This window comes from Brucella sp. JSBI001, assembly GCF_026014005.1.
In the GTDB taxonomy this organism is placed as follows: domain Bacteria; phylum Pseudomonadota; class Alphaproteobacteria; order Rhizobiales; family Rhizobiaceae; genus Brucella; species Brucella anthropi.
The window spans coordinates 2,838,919-2,855,809 of record NZ_CP110339.1; the positions used below are offsets into that span (position 1 = coordinate 2,838,919).

Consider the following 16,891-nt stretch of genomic DNA (forward strand, 5'->3'; position numbering starts at 1 on the left):
ATTATTTTAAGTTTAAAATATAATTGGCGACTTCGACGCGTCAAGTGAAAAAATCGCCATCTTTTTCATATCGCCTACGACACAGGGGAAATGGCCGTGAACTAAAATATGCAAATGCAATAATTATAATCACACCAAAAACCGCTATTGACACAGTTTAGAATTGGAAAATATGCTGATGCAAATGAATTGATATTCCGGCAAACGGAAAAGGGGAACTATCATGGCGGAGCGGTCATTCGCCCGCGAGGTCGAGGATCTGAAACTCGGCTCAGGCGAAATTTTCAGTGGTGAAGGCATTCTCGCCATCACCAAGGCACTGTTGCAGTCAGGCGTGTCTTATGTCGGCGGCTATCAGGGTTCGCCGATTTCCCACCTCATGGACGTTCTCGCGGATGCGAAGGACGTTATGGAAGACCTGGGCGTCCATTTCGAATCGTCCGCGTCGGAAGCTGCGGCTGCGGCCATGCTTTCCGCCTCCGTGATGTATCCGGTGCGCGGTGCGGTGACGTGGAAATCGACGGCTGGCACCAATGTCGCCTCCGACGCCCTGTCCAACCTTGCCTCTGGCGGTGTGACCGGCGGCGCGCTGGTCATCATCGGCGAGGATTATGGCGAAGGCTCCTCCATCATGCAGGAGCGCAGCCATGCCTATGCGATGAAATCGCAAATGTGGCTCTTGACGCCGCGGCCCAACCTGCCCTCGATTGTGGAAGCCGTTGAAAAAGGCTTTGAACTGTCAGAAGCCTCCAACACGCCCGTCATGTTGCAGGTCGGCATTCGCAGCTGCCACGTGCATGGTCAGTTTGTGGCGAAGGATAACAAGCGGCCTGCCCACACGCTGGCCGAAGCGCTGGAAAATCCGAGGCGCGACGTCAAACGCATCGTCCTGCCGCCTTCATCTTTCCTGCATGAGAAGGAAAAGCTCGAAAAGCGCTGGCCCGCAGCCGTCGAGTTCGTCAAAGCCAATCGTCTCAACGAATATTTCGGCCCGAAAGAGGGCGATGTCGGCATCATCCTGCAAGGCGGACTTTACAACAGCGCCATGCGCGCCTTGCAGCAAATGGGGCTGGCCGATGTTTACGGCGAAAGCCGGGTTCCGCTCTATGTGATGAATGTCGCCTATCCGATGATAGACGACGAGGTCATCGACTTCGTTGCCGGCAAAAAAGCCGTGGTGATGCTGGAGGAGGGCGCGCCTGAATATATCGAGCAGGCGCTGCATACGCTGCTGCGCCGCCGCGATATACAGACAAAACTGTCCGGCAAGGACGTGCTGCCGCTTGGCGGCGAATACACAACGCCTGTGCTTTTGAAGGGCCTGACGGCGTTCTTCGATGCGCATGCGCCGCAATTGCTCGGCAACCGTCCGCCGCTGCCCGATCCGTCGCCGGTTCTGGCCGATGAGCGCGTCAAGGCGCTGGCCGAAGTGGTGCCGCCGCGCCCCGCAGGTTTCTGCACCGGTTGCCCGGAACGCCCGATCTTCGCCGCCATGAAGCTGGTGGAAAAGGAGCTCGGCGAGCATCACGTGTCAGCCGATATCGGCTGCCACCTCTTTTCCATTCTGCCGCCGTTCAATATCGGCGGCACGACCATGGGTTACGGCCTTGGTCCGGCCTCGGCCTCCGCTTTCAACGTGCCTGCGGGCAAACGCTCCATTTCCGTGATGGGTGATGGCGGTTTCTGGCACAACGGTCTTGCCACTTCGGTCGGCAATGCCGTCTTCAACAAGCAGGATGGCGTCATCCTCGTGGTCGACAATTACTATTCGTCGGCGACGGGCGGTCAGGACGTAATGTCCTCCAGAGCAATCAATCCGCGCCGCAAGACCAACAATTCCATCGTCGATGCGGTCAAGGGAATTGGTGCGGGCTGGGTTCGCCAGATCGACCACACCTATGACGTTGCAAAGATGCGCGACACGCTGAAGGAAGCGCTGACGACGGAAGAAAAAGGCCCGAAGATCATCGTGGCGTCGTCGGAATGCATGCTCAACAAGCAGCGCCGCGTGAAGCCGCAATTCGCCAAGGCCGTCAAGGACGGCAAGCGGATGGTCAAGCAGCGTTTCGGTGTCGATGAGGATGTGTGTACCGGTGATCACGCCTGCATCCGTCTGTCGGGTTGTCCGTCGCTTTCGGTGAAGCACACCGACGATCCGCTGAAGGACGATCCGGTCGCGGCCATCGACAATTCCTGCGTTGGTTGCGGCAATTGCGGTGAAGTTTCGGAAGCGGCGGTTCTGTGCCCGTCCTTCTATCGCGCCGATGTCATCCACAACCCGACGGGTTGGGACAAGTTCGTGCATCGTCTGCGCTCCGGCGTCATCGGCTGGCTGCAAAAGCGCCGCCGCGCGTCGCGCATTGTCTTTGCGGATTGAGGAACAGGCCATGGCCACACTGAATGCATCGCCGTCCGCCCCTCTTTCGCAGGACAAGCCGCTATCGATTGCTATTCTCGCCATGGGCGGTCAGGGCGGCGGGGTTCTGGCCGACTGGGTTGTGGCGCTGGCGGAAACCAATGGCTGGGTCGCGCAGACCACATCCGTGCCCGGCGTGGCGCAGAGAACCGGCGCGACGATCTATTATCTCGAACTGTTGCGGGCTCGCAAAGGGGCGCATCCGATCCTGTCGCTGATGCCCACGCCCGGCGACGTCGATATCGTCATCGCGGCTGAATTGATGGAAGCGGGGCGCTCGGTGCTGCGCGGCCTCGTGACGCCCGACAAGACATTGCTCATCACCTCCACCCATCGCTCCTTCGCGGTGGGCGAAAAGGAAAAGCCGGGCGACGGCACCGGTAATCCGGTGGTGGTTGAGGACGCGACGGCCTTTGCAGCGCGCAAGACCATTGCCTTTGACATGGAAGCGCTGGCGACAAAAAGCGGCAGCGTGGTATCTTCGGCTTTGTTTGGCGCGCTTGCGGCTGCCGGCGCTTTGCCTTTCGACAAGGCCGCCTTCGAAGCGACCATCAAGTCTGGCGGCAAGGGCATCGAGACAAGTCTCAGGGCTTTTGAAGCTGCCTATCAGCGCGCGCTTGGCGGCGCGAATGACAAGCTTGCGGCAACGCCCGCAAAGCGGCTCGACCCTCTGCCCGAACGGTCCGATCATCCGGCACTTGACGGGCTTATCAAGCGCATTCGCAGCGAATTCCCGGGTGAATGTCATCCGATGCTTTTTGCGGGCATCAAGAAACTGACCGAGTTTCAGGACCCGGCCTATGCGGATGAATATCTGACCCGTTGCGCTGCCTTGCTCAAGGCGGATCGCGATAATGGCGGCACGGCGCATGGCTTTGCCTTCACCGAACAGGCGGCAAAATATGTCGCTATCGCCATGGCCTATGACGATGTGGTCCGGGTGGCCGATATCAAGGTGCGCGGCTCGCGGTTCGAGCGGGTGCGTAAGGAAATCGGCCTCAAGAAAGATCAGATCGCCTATACGACCGAATACATGCATCCGCGCATGGAAGAAGTGTGCGGCACTTTGCCCAAAGGCATCGGCGCCTGGATCGAAAATCGACCAAAACTCTTTGCCTGGCTCGACAAGCGCATCAGCAAGGGTCGCCGGGTGAATACGGGAACATTGTTCTGGTTCACCGGGCTTTATGTCGTGTCTGGCCTGCGTCGTTTCCGGCGCGGCAGCCTGCGCCATCAGCGCGAGGTTGAACATCGCGAAGCCTGGCTGGCGCAGGCGCTGGCCACCTTACCCAAGAATTACGATCTCGCGGTCGAGGTGCTTGGCTGCCGCCGTCTGGTCAAGGGCTACTCCGACACGCATTCGCGCGGCTTGTCGAAATTCGACCGCGTCCTGTCCGCCTTGCCCGCTCTAAGCGAGCGGGACGACGGCGCGGCCTGGTTGCGGCGCCTGCGGCAGGCAGCCTTGCTGGACGAACAGGGTATCGCGCTTGATGGCGCGCTGAAAACAATCGCGACGCTCTGAGAGAAGCGCGCCGTTATTTCAAAGAAAAAAGGGGAAGGACTATGTCTCAAGCGCAGAGCATAGATGCGCCGGCTGTTGCCGGAAAGGAAATATCGGCAGGCAAAAGCCTGCTCGTCGTCGGCCTGTGCTGGCTTGCCATTTTTGCGGAAGGCTATGATGTCGGCGTCATCGGGGCCATTCTGCCCGCCTTGTCCGTCGATCCGGTCTGGCAACTGACGCCGATAGAGCTTGGCGCCATCGGCAGCTATACGGTGATCGGCATGCTGATCGGCGGCATTCTTGCGGGCACGCTGAGCGAGCTTCATGGACGCAAGCCGCTCTTCATCGCCTGCATCACCTTGTTTTCGCTGTGCATGATCGTCAGCGCCATGGCGCCGTCGCCTTTCATCTTCGGGCTGAGCCGGTTCATTTCCGGCATCGGGCTTGGCGGGATTATTCCGGTCGCCGCCGCGCTGACGGTGGAATATTCCCCGATCAAGAAGAAGAGCTTCAACTACGGTCTCATGTATTCGGGTTATTCAATGGGATTGCTTGCCGCCGCCTTGTGCGGTCGTGGCTTTCTGGAAGTCCATGGCTGGCGCACTATCGTGCTGATCGGCGCAATCCCGCTGCTGTTTGTTCCGATCTTCCTCGCATTCCTGCCAGAAAGCGTGGAATCGCTGGTCCAGCGCGGCAAGCATGATGCAGCACGCAAGACGGCAGCGCGCATGGGCGTCGGCGTTCAGGCGGCAATTGTCCGCAAGCATGGCAAGGTTGGCTGGCGCACCGTTTTCAGCGAAATCTTCTCCCCGAAAAAGGCGTTCGAAACCGCCTGTTTCTGGATCGCGCTCTTCATGGGGCTACTGCTGGTCTATGGTCTCGCGCAATGGCTGCCGCAGATCATGCGCAAGAATGGCTATGATCTTGGCAACAGCCTGCTGTTCCTTGCTGTCTTCAGCCTCAGCTCGGCGATTGGCGGTATTGTATTGGGCACATGGGCGGATCGCTTTGGCGTGCGCCGCACGGTTGCCTGCTCCTATGCGCTGGGCGCGGTTGGCATTGTGGCGCTCGCCTTCAAGGGCTCGCTGCTGATGAACTATGTGTTTGTCGCAATTGCCGGTTTTGGCACCGTGTCGGCGTCGCTGGTTCTGACAGGCTTTCTGGCCCAGCGGCTTGATTCCTCGATCCGTTCTGCCGGAACCGGCTGGGCGCTGAGCTTCTCGCGCATTGGCGCGCTGTCGGGTCCGCTTCTGGGCGGATTGATCGCAAGCCTCAATGTCGGCCCGCAGTGGAACTTCTATATCTTTGCCATCGTCGCCGCTTTGGCCGCTGTGGCAACCGCGCTGATCCCGTCACGCTCGACGGACTAAGCCACGAAAAGGCCGATCCGCACTTGAGAGCGGATCGGCCTATTATTCAGCATACTATCAAAGTTCGTTCTTACGGATATTGCGCAGCATTTTCTGCAAGGTGCCGACAAAGGCGCGATGCTCGTCTTCATCAATGCCTTCAAACAATTGTAACAGCAGATCATACATGACCGGCCATGCTTCGTTAAAAATGTTGCGGCCTTCTTCGGTCATCGAAATATCGCGAATGCGCATGTCTTCTGCACGCGCCTGACGGCGGATGTAACCCTGCTCTTCAAGGGAATCGAGCGTGCGGCTCATCGTTGATTGTTCGGTCACGGTAAAGACCGCAAGCTCATTGATCGTGGCCGAAGGGGTGACACTCAAGACGGCCAGCGTTCGCAATTTGACTGTCGTGATCTGGCGGCCTTTCAGCGCCTCCGCAAGGTTCGCATTGTAGCGTGCCATCAGGCGGTTCATCAGGTAGGGCGCAAAACTGTTCAAGCCGATCTCGCCCAGCGAACGCGCGGGGTTCTCCTCCTGATGTTCGGAAGCCAGAACCGTACCTGAGAAGCGTTCCTCCATGAATTCCCTCACTTTAGATCATGGTTACAATAGTCATGCGCCCGATGCAGTGAGGCATCAGGCGCAACAAGGCGCTCTCATCGGTGTTAATATCGGTTGTGGAAAGATGCCAGAGAAAAAGGCGGATGCGATCTTGCAATCGCATCCGCTGCTGTTTCTGGATCAGGGGCGGTAGGCCTCACCCGAGATGCCGTTGCCGCTGGTGGCAATGGCAACCTTGTCGTCGTTGAGGCTGAAACTCTCGCGGGTGACTACAAGAACGATAGCCAGAATGATCGCTTCCATGATCGCGAAGGTCAGGAAGGCGCTGACAAAGGACCCGCCCGAAACCTTGATAACCACGCCCATGACCCAGGGCGAAATGAACGTAGCAAGGATGGCGAAGATTTCGGCATAACCAACCGCTGCTGTTGCCAGCTCTTCTGGGTATTTTTCACTGAGAAAGGCGAAGATTGCACCGCCGCCGAAAAGTGCCATGCCGCTCAGGAGCGCCATCAGGATGAGCCAGCCGAAGCCAAGCGGTATGGCCATGCCGACCGTGAACATTGCAGCGACGAGGACGGCAAGCACGGTTCCGAACTTGATCATCCCTGTTTTGTTCAGGCGGTCGGCGGCGTAACCGCCGATGACGAGAAACACGACCTGCGACAGTCCCATCAAGGTGCCGATCAGTGCTGCGTCTTCCACCGGCATCTGATGCACGGCAATATATCCGGGAATGACCCAGGTGGCGGTTCCGGCAATGGCCATCGTGCAGGCCGAAATGCCGAGGCTGCCGACGATAATCCATTTCGAGCGGAAGATGCTGGCCAGAGACGCCGTGGAGGTTTGCTGCTTTTCCGGCTCCCAGCGGAAATCCTTATAGCCGATATGAGCCGGATTGTTGCGGGTGAAGAGCAGCACAGCCGCCGCCGTCACCAGCGTTCCGATGGCAAGAATAGCAAAGAAGGTGCGCCAGCCGTAGGTGATGGAAAGCGGAATGCCAATCGCAAAGTCCAGCGTGATTGCAAGACTATAGGCCGCGAGGATCAAGCCGATCATGCTGCCGCGCCGCTTCTGCGGGAACCAGCCGATAATGAGTTTCATGTTGCCGAGGAAGATTGCGGCATCGAAGAAACCGATGAACAGGCGCAACGCAATCAGCTGGGCATAGTTCTGTACATAGACTTGCGCCACCATGCCGACAGCGGTGCAGAACAGACCGATCAGCAGCAGCGACCGGGCATTCATGCGGCGGCTCAATTGTGACCAGACAATCATGCCGAGACCATAGGTCAGTGCGAAAATCCCCTGTGCCAGACCGGCCTGCGCGGAATCAAGCTGGAGCGTTTCCGAAATGAACGGTATCACTGCCGCAAAGGCGTACCAGTCAGCGGCGAGAAACATTTCGCATAAAAGCGCCAGCGCCAGCATGCCCCATTGCCAGCGCTTTATTCTGGATTGATCGAAGTCCGATAGGCTTTCCCATTGCATGGTCTGGTTCCCCTTATTTTTACCTGCAAAGTTATGATGCTTCCTCGCGGGAGCGTGCGGTGCCAAATGCTTGAAAACGGACCTCAGACCGTGGACAGGAAATCGCGCACAAGTGTCGCCGCAGCTGGCGCCTCTTCAAACAGCAAATGTCCGGTCGCGCCGAGTTTTTCCAGCCGTGCTTCATCGATCCCGCGCTGCCATTCTTCGGCATATTGCGCGGGGATGACCCTGTCTTCCTCGCCCCAGAGGATCAGGGTCGGCATGTGAAGCCGGTGCAGCCAGTGTCCAAGCTTCGGATTGCCGCGTCCGTCAGTTGCGTGGACCAGCGCCAGCGCACCCATTTCGCGTCCGAGCGCCGCATCGAACCGGCTGTCGGGCTCGGTCGGGAAATAGCGGAGCGCAACTGCCGGATCATGCGTGAGATGGGCTGGGATATCGGCAGGCGCGACCTGAAACAGATCGGGGAGAGGGATTGTTGGAAGATCAAGACCGGCAGGTGCGGCGAGAAACAGCGCGGCAAGCCTTTCCGGCTGTCTTATCGCGAATTCTGCTGCAATCCAGCCGCCAAGTGAGAAGCCGCCAAGGCTGAATTGATCCAGTGCGAGCGCATCGAAGAAATCCATGTAATGGAGCACATAGTCGCCGATCTGCACGATATCGGCGTCGTCGTCGCTTTCACCGAAATTCGGATGAAACGGGATGATGAGCCGGTTTCGCGAAGCAATGTCGGCCAGGCTGTCAAAGCCGGGAAATGTCCCGGTTCCATGCAGAAAGACCACATCCTTACCTTCACCCTTCACAAGATAGGTGACGGTTTTGCCTCGGATTTCGACCGTGCGTTTTTCAAAACTGCTCGAGTAATTCAACATCTTTCCACCTTATGCCGCTGGCTTGGTGTGACTGGACCAATTGCTTTCTCATCTGGTCGACGGCGCTGTCGATCCGCGCTTCCAAGGCCGGGGGCAGAAGCCCATCCGGTTCCAGGTCCGCCGAACAGGCATAGATGCCCGTCGCGACGGTTCCCGCTTCGAAAAAGCCGAAGAGCGGACGCAGATGATGCTCGACGACCAGCGCATGACGATGCCCGCCGCCCACTGCGCACAGCACGGTCGGGCGACCGCGCAGCGCGAGCGGATGGACGAGATCGAACACGTGCTTGAAAAGACCGGGATAGCTTCCCTGATAAACAGGGCAACCGACGATCAAAGCATCGCAATGTTCAATCTCTGAAATGAGGCTTTCGGATTGCCGGTCCAGCGCCTTGCGATTGACGGTAAACAGGTTCGGCCCGGCATGCGACAGGTCCAGATGCGTGACCGACACATCGTCTTCCGCTTCCAGCCTTGCGGCAATCGCCTGGGTTAGCCGGTGAACTTTCGTCGGGCGGTCACACCCGACGAAGCTGACAATATTTCGCGCCATGGCCGGTCTCAGTTTTCGCTGATGCCGAAAACGGTCCATCGCGCATCGGCGCCTGAAAGGCCAAGTAGCCCTTTGCCGCATTCCTCGACGATCTGGTCGGCGAGCAAAATATGCTGGGTGCCGGAATGGATATCGCGATAGAAGCGCTGCATGGCCGTGTTGTGCAGCGAGGCTCCACGAGCCGCACGATGCGCGAATGTCGCCACATCCGAAACGATGTCGTGCATATAGCGCAGCGAGAGCTTCACCATCGTCATCTGGTCGAGGGACGGGACGCCGCCGGATGCGGTGGTCTGCGAGACGTCTTCCCATGTTTCCATGGCCAGCGCTCGTGCGGCCCGGTAACGGGCTTCGGCATTGGCAAACTGGAACCGCAGGCTGGCGCTGTCTGCACTTTTGCCGAATGGATCCTGTCGCTGGCGGATCACCTTGGCAAGTTCGTCGAGTATCCGGCGACCGACGCCGATGGCCCAGCTTGTATGGGTGAGGGCGCTGTAGCCCGCCAGCCCGAGATGGCCCTGTGTCTGACCGCGCTTCGGTGCGGATTGCGTGAAACTATAGGTCATTGAATCCGGCACGAAGAGGTCTTCATCGGTTGCCAGCGTGTAGTCGAAGCTGCCGGTGGCGCGCAGGCCCAGCACATCCCAGTTGCCAAGCAGCTGGATCGTCGAGCGCGGGTGATGTGCGACGATGATCTGCGGTGCGCCGGTTTCGTCTTTCAAAAGCGCCTTGCCGCTCGGATCCTTGGGATCGAGAAGGAAGCAGCCGGAATGAATCCATTCCGCGTGGAAGATGGAGCTTCCATAAGCCCAGTTGCCGCGGATCATGTAGCCGCCATCGACCTTGCGGGCAAAGCCGCGCGGCACGCCATTGCCTGCAATAGTGATGTCGACGCCGTCCTTGAAGACATTCGCAATCCCCTCGTCGTCGAGGTAGATCGCCATGGTGGTGCCTTCCATATTGTTGACCATCGTGCACCAGCCCGATGAGGCATGGGCATAGGAAAGCGCCGACATGATCTTCATAGCATCGATGGGTCGCAATTCCGCGCCGCCGACTTCCTTGGGAAACAGCATTGTGTAGAAGCCACCCTTGCGCATGGCGTCCACGACGTCGTCATGCATCCGTCCGAGTGTCTCTGCCTCTTCTGCTTTTTCTTCAATCAAGGGTAGAATCGCTTGCAGGCGGTCATTGAAGCCCTGAAGGACTGCGGAATAGTTGTCGGCCGTGTGAGTCCGGTGCACGCTGGTATCCAAGTTAGTTCCCCTTGATTTAGTGGTTATAAGCAGGAATGATACGGACAAGAGTGGGAACGGACATTCCCCCCAGATGGGGGGCTTGGGAACTCGGGAGAGAGAATGCCCAGGCAAATATTATCGACAGACGAGCGGATATCTGCAGCGCTTTCCGTTGCGGAGAGTCGTAATTATGACGATTTTACAATAGCTTGTGATTATTTTGCCGCGAATGTCCTGCGGGTGCGATCGCTTGGAATTTATTTGCTGGAGAATAATCGGCCGCGCCTTTTTCACAGCATCAACACGCCCACCGGCTTTCTTCTTGAATATCAGAATGGGCTTGCGGATTCGGATCCGATGATTGCGGCAGTGGTGCAGAATGCCGGCGCGGTTGCGGGCTCGCGATTGCCCCAGAATGCGGCGGGGAATGTGCCGCTGATGCGAACGCTGCTCTATCGATGGAACTACAACGATAACTTGTGCTGTCCGGTTTACGTTGGCGACAACATACAGGCGCTGATCTATGCCGCCGGTTTCGAGATGCACGCAACACAGCTCGAAGAACAGGTTTCGCTGCTGTGCCGTTCGTCGGCGCTTGCCTTGCGCAACATTCAGGAAGCGCGTCCGGCGAAGACGCCCAGCGCCAATCTGACCAACCTGTCGCCGCGCCTATCGACGGTCGCCCGGTTGCTTGCAGCTGGCAATACCAACAAGCAGATTGCGCGACATCTGGAGCTTTCGCCCCATACGGTGAAGGATTATGTCGACGATCTGATCAAGCGTTTCGGTGTTCGTAACAGAACCGAAGTGGCCGTCCTGATCAACCGCATGAGCGGTGCGAGGAAAGCCGAGCCGGCCGGATTTGTCCTGTCGGGACAGGAACGGCGCGGCCTTCCCATAGAGCATTTCTGAAAACGCTCTCCGCGTTACTAAGGGCAGAGGAATTTAACGGCGCGGCTTTCGGGATCGCACAGCGTGTCGATGACATTGCAATGATGCGTGCCATCGATTTCCCAAGCGCTGGTTTCTATCCCCAACCCGTACCAGATGTTTTCCAGCAGCGCATTTTGCCGTCTGAACTCCATCAGCTCATCGCCGCCGACGCAGCAATGAACGGCAATATCTGTACGCGGGCGCTGGAGTGCCGCGCTCTCCGCGACAGCTTCGGCCTCGTCCATAGAGAAAATATCGTTCATCGCGGTTTTGAGAAGCGGGCGTAAATCGTGCAGCCCGCTGATAGAAAGAACACGCTTGATCCGTTCCGCCGTTGCGACGGCAATGGGCGCATTTTCGCACGCCATGCGGCTGACCAGATGCCCTCCGGCGGAATGGCCGGTCAAGGCGATATCGCCGTCCACTTCCTGCGCCAGATGGTCGATAAAGCGGCCAATTTCCCGTGTGATACCAGAAATGCGCGCTTCGGGGCACAGCGTATAGCTTGGCATGGCAACGCGATATCCGCGCGCAAGCGCGCCTTGCGCCAGATGTGACCAGAAGCTTTTGTCCAGCCCCTTCCAATAGCCGCCATGGACATAAACAAGTGTGCCCTTGGCCGTGCCTTCCGGCAGGAAGAGGTCATAATGGTTCCGCGCGCCGTCGGCATAGGCGATGTCAGGGATCAAGCGACCCTGATCGCGCATTTTCTCGCGAAAGCCGGATGCCAGTTTCGTCCAGCGCGGCGGATAGGTGGCGGAATCGCTGATGGCCTTCATATTGTCGTAAGCGGTATCGTAGTCGTGCAGCACAGAAGTCTCCTGCGTATTTCATGCTTGAAGCCGCACGTCAGGCGCGGGCTTCACTTGCCGCCTGCGCGCGCAGGGCGGATCGCTGCAATTTTCCGGATTCTGTTTTGGGCAGGCTTGAAACCCAGCATATCACGCGGGGGTATTTATAAGGCGCGAGTTCGCTTTTGACGTGGCTTTGCAGTGTTTCCTGCAAGTTCGTGTCGCCATGATATCCTTCGTTCAGCACGACATAGGCTTTGACAATGCAGCCTCGTTCCTCATCGGGCGCAGCCACGACACCGCATTCCGCCACGGCTGGATGCGCGAGCAGGCTGGCTTCGACTTCCGGTCCGGCGATGTTGTATCCGGCAGAAACGATCATGTCGTCATTGCGGGCCTGATACCAGAAATAGCCGTCCGCATCCATGACATAGGTATCGCCGGTGATGTTCCAGCCGTTCTCGACATATTTGGTCTGGCGCGCGTCGGCCAGATATTTGCAGCCGAGCGGCCCGCGAACGGCAAGTCGTCCAGGCGTGCCGGGCGGGCATTCCTGCCCATTGTCATCGATGACACGCGCTTCATAACCGGGGATGGGTTTACCAGTCGCTCCGGGTCTGATGTCGTCTTCCGGCGCAGAGATGAAGATATGCAGCATTTCCGTCGCGCCGATGCCGTCGGCCAGCGAAAGCCCGGTCGCACGCTTCCACGCTTCGAAAGTAGGGAGCGGCAGGGCTTCACCAGCTGAAACACATTTGCGCAGGGACGAAAGATCGTACTGATCGATCTTCGAAAGCATGGCTCGGTAAGCGGTCGGCGCTGTGAAACAGACAGTTGGTTTATATTCCCCGATAGCGAGCGCGAGGTCATGCGGGGCGGTTTTTGCCGGTAGCACTGTGGAAGCGCCGATCCTGAAGGGAAACAGGACCAGTCCGCCAAGCCCGAATGTAAAGGCCAGCGGCGGTGAGCCGATGAAAATGTCATCTTCGGTCGCGTTCAATATATGATGTGCATAGCAATCACAGACGATCAGCAGGTCGCGGTGGAAATGGATCGTCGCTTTCGGCAAGCCGGTGGTGCCGGATGTGAAGCCGAGCAGGCACGGATCATCCCCGCGTGTCGCGACCGCCTCGAAATCGCTGGAGGCACCGGCCAGCAATGCCCCAAGCTCTCTGCCTGCATTGCCCTCCCAGGTCACCAGAGTTTTAATGAAATCGGTCTGTGCCACGGCATTCTGCATCTCGCCGATCAGCGCGTGATCGCAAAAGGCAATGCTGATTTCGGCCTTGTCGATGATCTGGACCAGTTCACGGGCGCGCAGGAGTGGCATGGTCGCGACCACAACGCCGCCCGCTTTGATGATCGCCATATAGAGCGCAATCTTGGTCGGGTTATTGCCCGAGCGGATCATCACGCGATTGCCTGTTTTCATGCCGAGCTTGTCGGTCAGCACATTGGCGATCTTGTTGATCATTGCGGCGAGATCGCTATAGGTCCAGCGCACGCCAGGCGCCTGCAATGCAATGCGGTCGCCTTTGCCGTTTGCAAGATGTGCATCCACCAGTTCGGTGGTGGCATTGAGCTGTTCCGGGTAGCCGAGTGCGTCGAGGTTGATGATATCCGGTAGAAATTCCGCAGCCGGGAGATTATCCAGAACGAATGTGTCCACATGAGCGCTGGGGTGCATGCTCGTCTCCTGTCAATGCCAGTTTGCGTTCGACTGCTGGGTCAAACGTGCAAGTAACGTTCCTTGATGTCCGGGGTGTTCAAAAGGGCGGCGTTGTCACCGCTCCACACCACACGGCCCTTTTCGATGACCACATGACGGTCTGCGAAGCGCGCCAGCGCATCGACATTCTTGTCGATGACGAGGATCGCTTCGCCCTCGTCCTTGATGTTGCGCAGGCAGGACCAGATCTCTTCGCGCATGAGCGGCGACAGGCCTTCCGTAGCCTCGTCCAGCACGACCATTTTCGGATTGGTCATCAATGCGCGACCAACCGCCAGCATCTGCTGCTCACCGCCGGAAAGCTGGTTGCCCATGTTGCGCCGCCGCTCCTTCAGGCGTGGGAACATCCGATAGATGCTTTCCAGCGTCCATTTGGACGAGCGCGCATCCGAACGCCGGGTGGCCAGCAGGTTCTCTTCGACGCTCAGCGTCGGAAATATCTGCCGCCCTTCCGGGACCAGACCGAGCCCCTCGCGGGCAATCGCATAGGGCGGCTTGCCGGTAACGTCATGGCCATTGACGAACACCTTGCCGCCCTTGGGCGGCAGCAAGCCGAAGATCGACTTGATGGTCGTCGTTTTCCCCATGCCGTTTCTGCCGAGGATCGTGACGACTTCTCCCGCACTGACTTCAAAGTCGATGCCGAAGAGAATGCGAGACTGGCCATAGGCGTTCTGGAGTCCTTCGACCTTCAGCATCACGCGGCCTCCTCTTCGCCGAGATAGGCGGCGCGCACATCCGGGTCGGAGCGCACGGCGGCGGGTGTTCCCGATGCGATCACGCGCCCGTAGACGAGGACGCTCACCTGATCCGCCAGCGAGAAAACGGCATCCATGTCATGCTCGATCAGAACCAGCGTATGCGTCTGACGTAATGCGCGCATCAGTTCGACCAGCACCACGGATTCCTCGTGGCTGGTGCCAGCCAGTGGTTCATCGAGCAACAGCATCTGCGCTTCGGTGGCGAGCGCGATGGCAATCTCAAGCTGGCGCTTTTCGCCGTGCGACAGCGCTCCGGCCCGGCGATGGGCGCGGTCGTCCAGCCGGACGCGAGCAAGCGCAGTCATGGCTTGCTCGTTGATATCGGCTTCCTTGTTTGCCGCCTGAAAAAAGCGGAAGCTCGAACCTGATCGTGCCTGAACGGCAAGTGCAACATTGTCCAGCACGCTGAAACCTTCAAGAACCGAGGTGATCTGAAACGAACGTGCAAGGCCGAGATGGACACGATTGGGCATAGGCAGACCGGAAATGTCACGGCCATCGAAGATGACCGAACCGCGGTCGCTTTTGAGATTTCCCGAAAGCTGGTGGATCAATGTCGTCTTTCCGGCGCCATTGGGGCCGATCAGCGCGTGAATTTCGCCGCGTTTGACGGTGAGATTGACCCCATCCGTGACCTTGAGCGCGCCGAAGCTTTTATGCAGGTCATGAACCTGAAGCAGTTCATCCGACATCGGAACCTCCACGCAGCTTGCGGAGCAGCCCGCCGATACCGTCGCGACTGAAAAGCACGACGAGAACAAGGAAAAGACCAAGGCCGAGTTTCCAGTGCTCGGAGAAATGCGCCAGCACCTCTTCCAGCACGATGAAGGCGGTTGCGCCGAGGACCGGGCCGATCAGCGTGCCCATTCCACCCAGCACGACCATGACGATCAGTTCGCCAGAACGCTGCCAGCTCATGAAGGCAGGCGAAACGAACTGGATCTGGTTGGCGAGCAGAACACCGGCAATGGCCGCTGCCACACCGGCAATCACATAGGCGGTGAGCTGAAACGAGAAGGGCGAGAAACCGATGGCGCGCATACGCACCGGATTGTCCCGCGTTCCACGCAGCACACGACCGAACCGTGAATGCACCAGCATGCGGAAGATGAAAAATGCGCCCATCAGAACCGCCAGCACGAAGTAGAACAGCACCAGATTGCTGGAAAGCAGCGTATTGCCGAACAGCGTTGAGCGGGTGGACAGCGTCATTCCATCGTCGCCGCCAAAGGCTGACAGGGAAACCATGAAGAAGAAGGCCATCTGCCCGAAGGCCAGCGTGATCATGATGAAATAGACGCCGCTGGTTCTCAGCGAGATATAGCCGGTGACGAGGGCGAAGAACGCTGCAACAACGATGGCCGCAACCAGCTGGAGGATCAGATCGTCGATGCCATAGCTGGACAGGATGCCGACTGCATAGGCGCCGATCCCGATATAGGCAGCATGGCCGAAGGAAACGAGCGCGCCGTAACCCATTATGAAATTGAGCGAAAGCGCGGCCAGCGCGAAGATCATGATGCGTGTCACGATCACGAGAAGAAAGCTGTCGTTCAATACGGATGCGAGAAGCGGAACGATTGCAAAGGCGGCGAAGACCAGCCACGGGCCCGCATCCAGCAAAGGCGAGGTTCGGCTCTTTGCCGTTTCCGGCATGGCGGTATCGCGGGTGCTGTTATGGGTAATCTCGCTCATCGGGTTCCTCCCTGCGCCGGGAAGAGACCTGTCGGACGGAAATAGAGCACAGCTGCCATCAGAATATAGGTGAGCATCGGCACCAGCGTGCGGCCCATCTGGGAGGCAGCGGCCGGATCGAGCAGATTGCGGAGCAGCATCGGTCCGAAGGTGCGGCCAAGCGTATCGACGAGGCCAACGGTGATGGCCGCAACGAAAGCACCGCGCACGGAGCCGACGCCGCCGATCACGATGACGACGAATGTGAGGATCAGGATGGAATCGCCCATGCCTGGATCAACGGAGAGAATGGGGGAGATCATGCCACCGGCAAAGCCTGCAAGCATCGCGCCAAGTCCGAAGACCACCATGAACAGGCGGCGTATATTGATGCCCAGAGCCGAGACCATGTCGCCATTGGTCGCTCCGGCACGCAGCAACATGCCGATGCGCGTGTGATTGACGAGGACATAAAGACCCGCCGCCGTGGCGAGGCCAGCAGCGATGATCAGCAGGCGATAGACGGGATAGCGCAGGTTGCCAAAGAGCTGGATGGAACCGGATAGGGAATCCGGCATCGGCACGCTGAGCGGAGCCGCGCCCCAGATGATCTTCACGAGTTCGTTCACTATCAGGATCAACCCGAATGTAGCCAGAACCTGATCGAGATGGCTGCGTTCGTATAATCGTCGAAAGACCAGTACTTCCAGCACAATGCCGATGACAAGGGTGACGGGCAGGGCGATCAGGATGCCGTAAAAGAAGCTGCCTGTCATGGCAGTGAAAGTCGCAGTCAGATAGGCGCCGACCATATAAAGAACGCCATGCGCCAGGTTGATGAGGTCCATGACGCCGAAGATCAGTGTCAAACCGGCTGCGACGAGAAAGAGCAAAATGCCAAACTGAATCCCGTTAAGGGACTGCAGCAGAAAAAGATTGAGCATGGGGGACGTCCGGAACTCGTTGTACTGAAGTCCGTTTCACGCCAGGCAAACTGGCGTGAACTGTTTCAGACTTGG

Annotated in this window: 16 protein-coding genes; 5 read left to right on the forward strand and 11 right to left on the reverse strand. The window is 58.4% G+C overall.

Translation table 11 applies throughout. The annotated features are described in order from the left end of the window. Positions 1-223 precede the first annotated feature (223 nt). The 3 genes from LJ361_RS13435 to LJ361_RS13445 are packed head-to-tail and all read left to right on the forward strand — an operon-like array spanning position 224 to position 5,287. Complete coding sequence (locus LJ361_RS13435; RefSeq protein WP_264811728.1) at positions 224-2,377, forward strand: indolepyruvate ferredoxin oxidoreductase subunit alpha; 2,154 nt, start codon at positions 224-226, stop codon at positions 2,375-2,377. Between the two features lie 10 nt (positions 2,378-2,387). Further along, positions 2,388-3,938 carry an indolepyruvate oxidoreductase subunit beta family protein gene (locus tag LJ361_RS13440; protein ID WP_264811730.1) on the forward strand — a complete coding sequence of 517 codons (1,551 nt, stop codon included), beginning with the start codon at positions 2,388-2,390 and terminating at the stop codon, positions 3,936-3,938. Between the two features lie 41 nt (positions 3,939-3,979). Further along, complete coding sequence (locus LJ361_RS13445) at positions 3,980-5,287, forward strand: MFS transporter (protein WP_264811732.1); 1,308 nt, start codon at positions 3,980-3,982, stop codon at positions 5,285-5,287. A 57-nt stretch (positions 5,288-5,344) separates the two neighbouring features. Here the strand turns inward: LJ361_RS13445 and LJ361_RS13450 are convergent, their stop codons facing one another. Continuing rightward, positions 5,345-5,851: a MarR family winged helix-turn-helix transcriptional regulator gene (locus LJ361_RS13450; RefSeq protein ID WP_010659191.1), complete on the reverse strand. Its 507-nt coding sequence runs from the start codon at positions 5,849-5,851 to the stop codon at positions 5,345-5,347. On the opposite strand from LJ361_RS13450, the gene LJ361_RS13455 reads away from it, so the two are divergent. Beyond that, positions 5,850-6,026, forward strand: a complete 177-nt coding sequence (locus LJ361_RS13455) for a hypothetical protein (RefSeq protein WP_192799911.1) — start codon at positions 5,850-5,852, stop codon at positions 6,024-6,026. The genes LJ361_RS13450 and LJ361_RS13455 overlap by 2 nt on opposite strands. On the opposite strand, the gene LJ361_RS13460 is transcribed toward LJ361_RS13455, so the two are convergent. The 4 genes from LJ361_RS13460 to LJ361_RS13475 form a co-directional block, all read right to left on the reverse strand. Further along, on the reverse strand, positions 6,014-7,324 hold the full coding sequence (locus LJ361_RS13460) for an MFS transporter (RefSeq protein ID WP_151663260.1): 1,311 nt from the start codon (positions 7,322-7,324) through the stop codon (positions 6,014-6,016). The two genes, LJ361_RS13455 and LJ361_RS13460, sit on opposite strands and share 13 nt — an antisense overlap. An 83-nt stretch (positions 7,325-7,407) precedes the next feature. Further along, positions 7,408-8,193 (reverse strand): alpha/beta fold hydrolase, encoded by a 786-nt coding sequence (locus LJ361_RS13465; RefSeq protein WP_264811734.1) that lies wholly within the window; start codon positions 8,191-8,193, stop codon positions 7,408-7,410. Then, positions 8,168-8,746 carry an NAD(P)H-dependent oxidoreductase gene (locus tag LJ361_RS13470; protein ID WP_151663258.1) on the reverse strand — a complete coding sequence of 193 codons (579 nt, stop codon included), beginning with the start codon at positions 8,744-8,746 and terminating at the stop codon, positions 8,168-8,170. Before LJ361_RS13470 ends, LJ361_RS13465 begins: the two co-directional genes overlap by 26 nt. Positions 8,747-8,754: 8 nt before the next feature. Further along, positions 8,755-10,002, reverse strand: coding sequence for an acyl-CoA dehydrogenase family protein (locus LJ361_RS13475; RefSeq protein ID WP_094515581.1), 1,248 nt, complete (start codon positions 10,000-10,002; stop codon positions 8,755-8,757). Between the two features lie 243 nt (positions 10,003-10,245). Between LJ361_RS13475 and LJ361_RS13480 the strand changes: the two genes are divergently transcribed. Continuing rightward, positions 10,246-10,896 carry a response regulator transcription factor gene (locus LJ361_RS13480; protein ID WP_235822932.1) on the forward strand — a complete coding sequence of 217 codons (651 nt, stop codon included), beginning with the start codon at positions 10,246-10,248 and terminating at the stop codon, positions 10,894-10,896. Positions 10,897-10,913: 17 nt separating this feature from the next. Here LJ361_RS13480 and LJ361_RS13485 read toward each other — a convergent pair whose 3' ends face one another. Genes LJ361_RS13485 through LJ361_RS13510 form a run of 6 tightly spaced genes read right to left on the reverse strand, consistent with a single transcriptional unit; the run spans position 10,914 to position 16,816 of the window. Further along, complete coding sequence (locus tag LJ361_RS13485) at positions 10,914-11,729, reverse strand: alpha/beta hydrolase (RefSeq protein WP_010659185.1); 816 nt, start codon at positions 11,727-11,729, stop codon at positions 10,914-10,916. A gap of 37 nt (positions 11,730-11,766) precedes the next feature. After that, positions 11,767-13,395 (reverse strand): benzoate-CoA ligase family protein, encoded by a 1,629-nt coding sequence (locus LJ361_RS13490; RefSeq protein ID WP_264811735.1) that lies wholly within the window; start codon positions 13,393-13,395, stop codon positions 11,767-11,769. A gap of 41 nt (positions 13,396-13,436) precedes the next feature. Then, entirely contained in the window at positions 13,437-14,135 is a 699-nt protein-coding gene (locus tag LJ361_RS13495; RefSeq protein WP_010659183.1) for an ABC transporter ATP-binding protein, read from the reverse strand. Further along, positions 14,135-14,890 carry an ABC transporter ATP-binding protein gene (locus LJ361_RS13500; protein ID WP_010659182.1) on the reverse strand — a complete coding sequence of 252 codons (756 nt, stop codon included), beginning with the start codon at positions 14,888-14,890 and terminating at the stop codon, positions 14,135-14,137. The genes LJ361_RS13495 and LJ361_RS13500 overlap by 1 nt, the downstream gene beginning before the upstream one ends. Continuing rightward, positions 14,880-15,893: a branched-chain amino acid ABC transporter permease gene (locus tag LJ361_RS13505; RefSeq protein WP_010659181.1), complete on the reverse strand. Its 1,014-nt coding sequence runs from the start codon at positions 15,891-15,893 to the stop codon at positions 14,880-14,882. Before LJ361_RS13505 ends, LJ361_RS13500 begins: the two co-directional genes overlap by 11 nt. Beyond that, a complete protein-coding gene (locus LJ361_RS13510; protein ID WP_010659180.1) occupies positions 15,890-16,816 on the reverse strand; it encodes a branched-chain amino acid ABC transporter permease in 927 nt (308 codons plus the stop codon). The genes LJ361_RS13505 and LJ361_RS13510 overlap by 4 nt, the downstream gene beginning before the upstream one ends. Between the last annotated feature and the right edge of the window lie 75 nt (positions 16,817-16,891).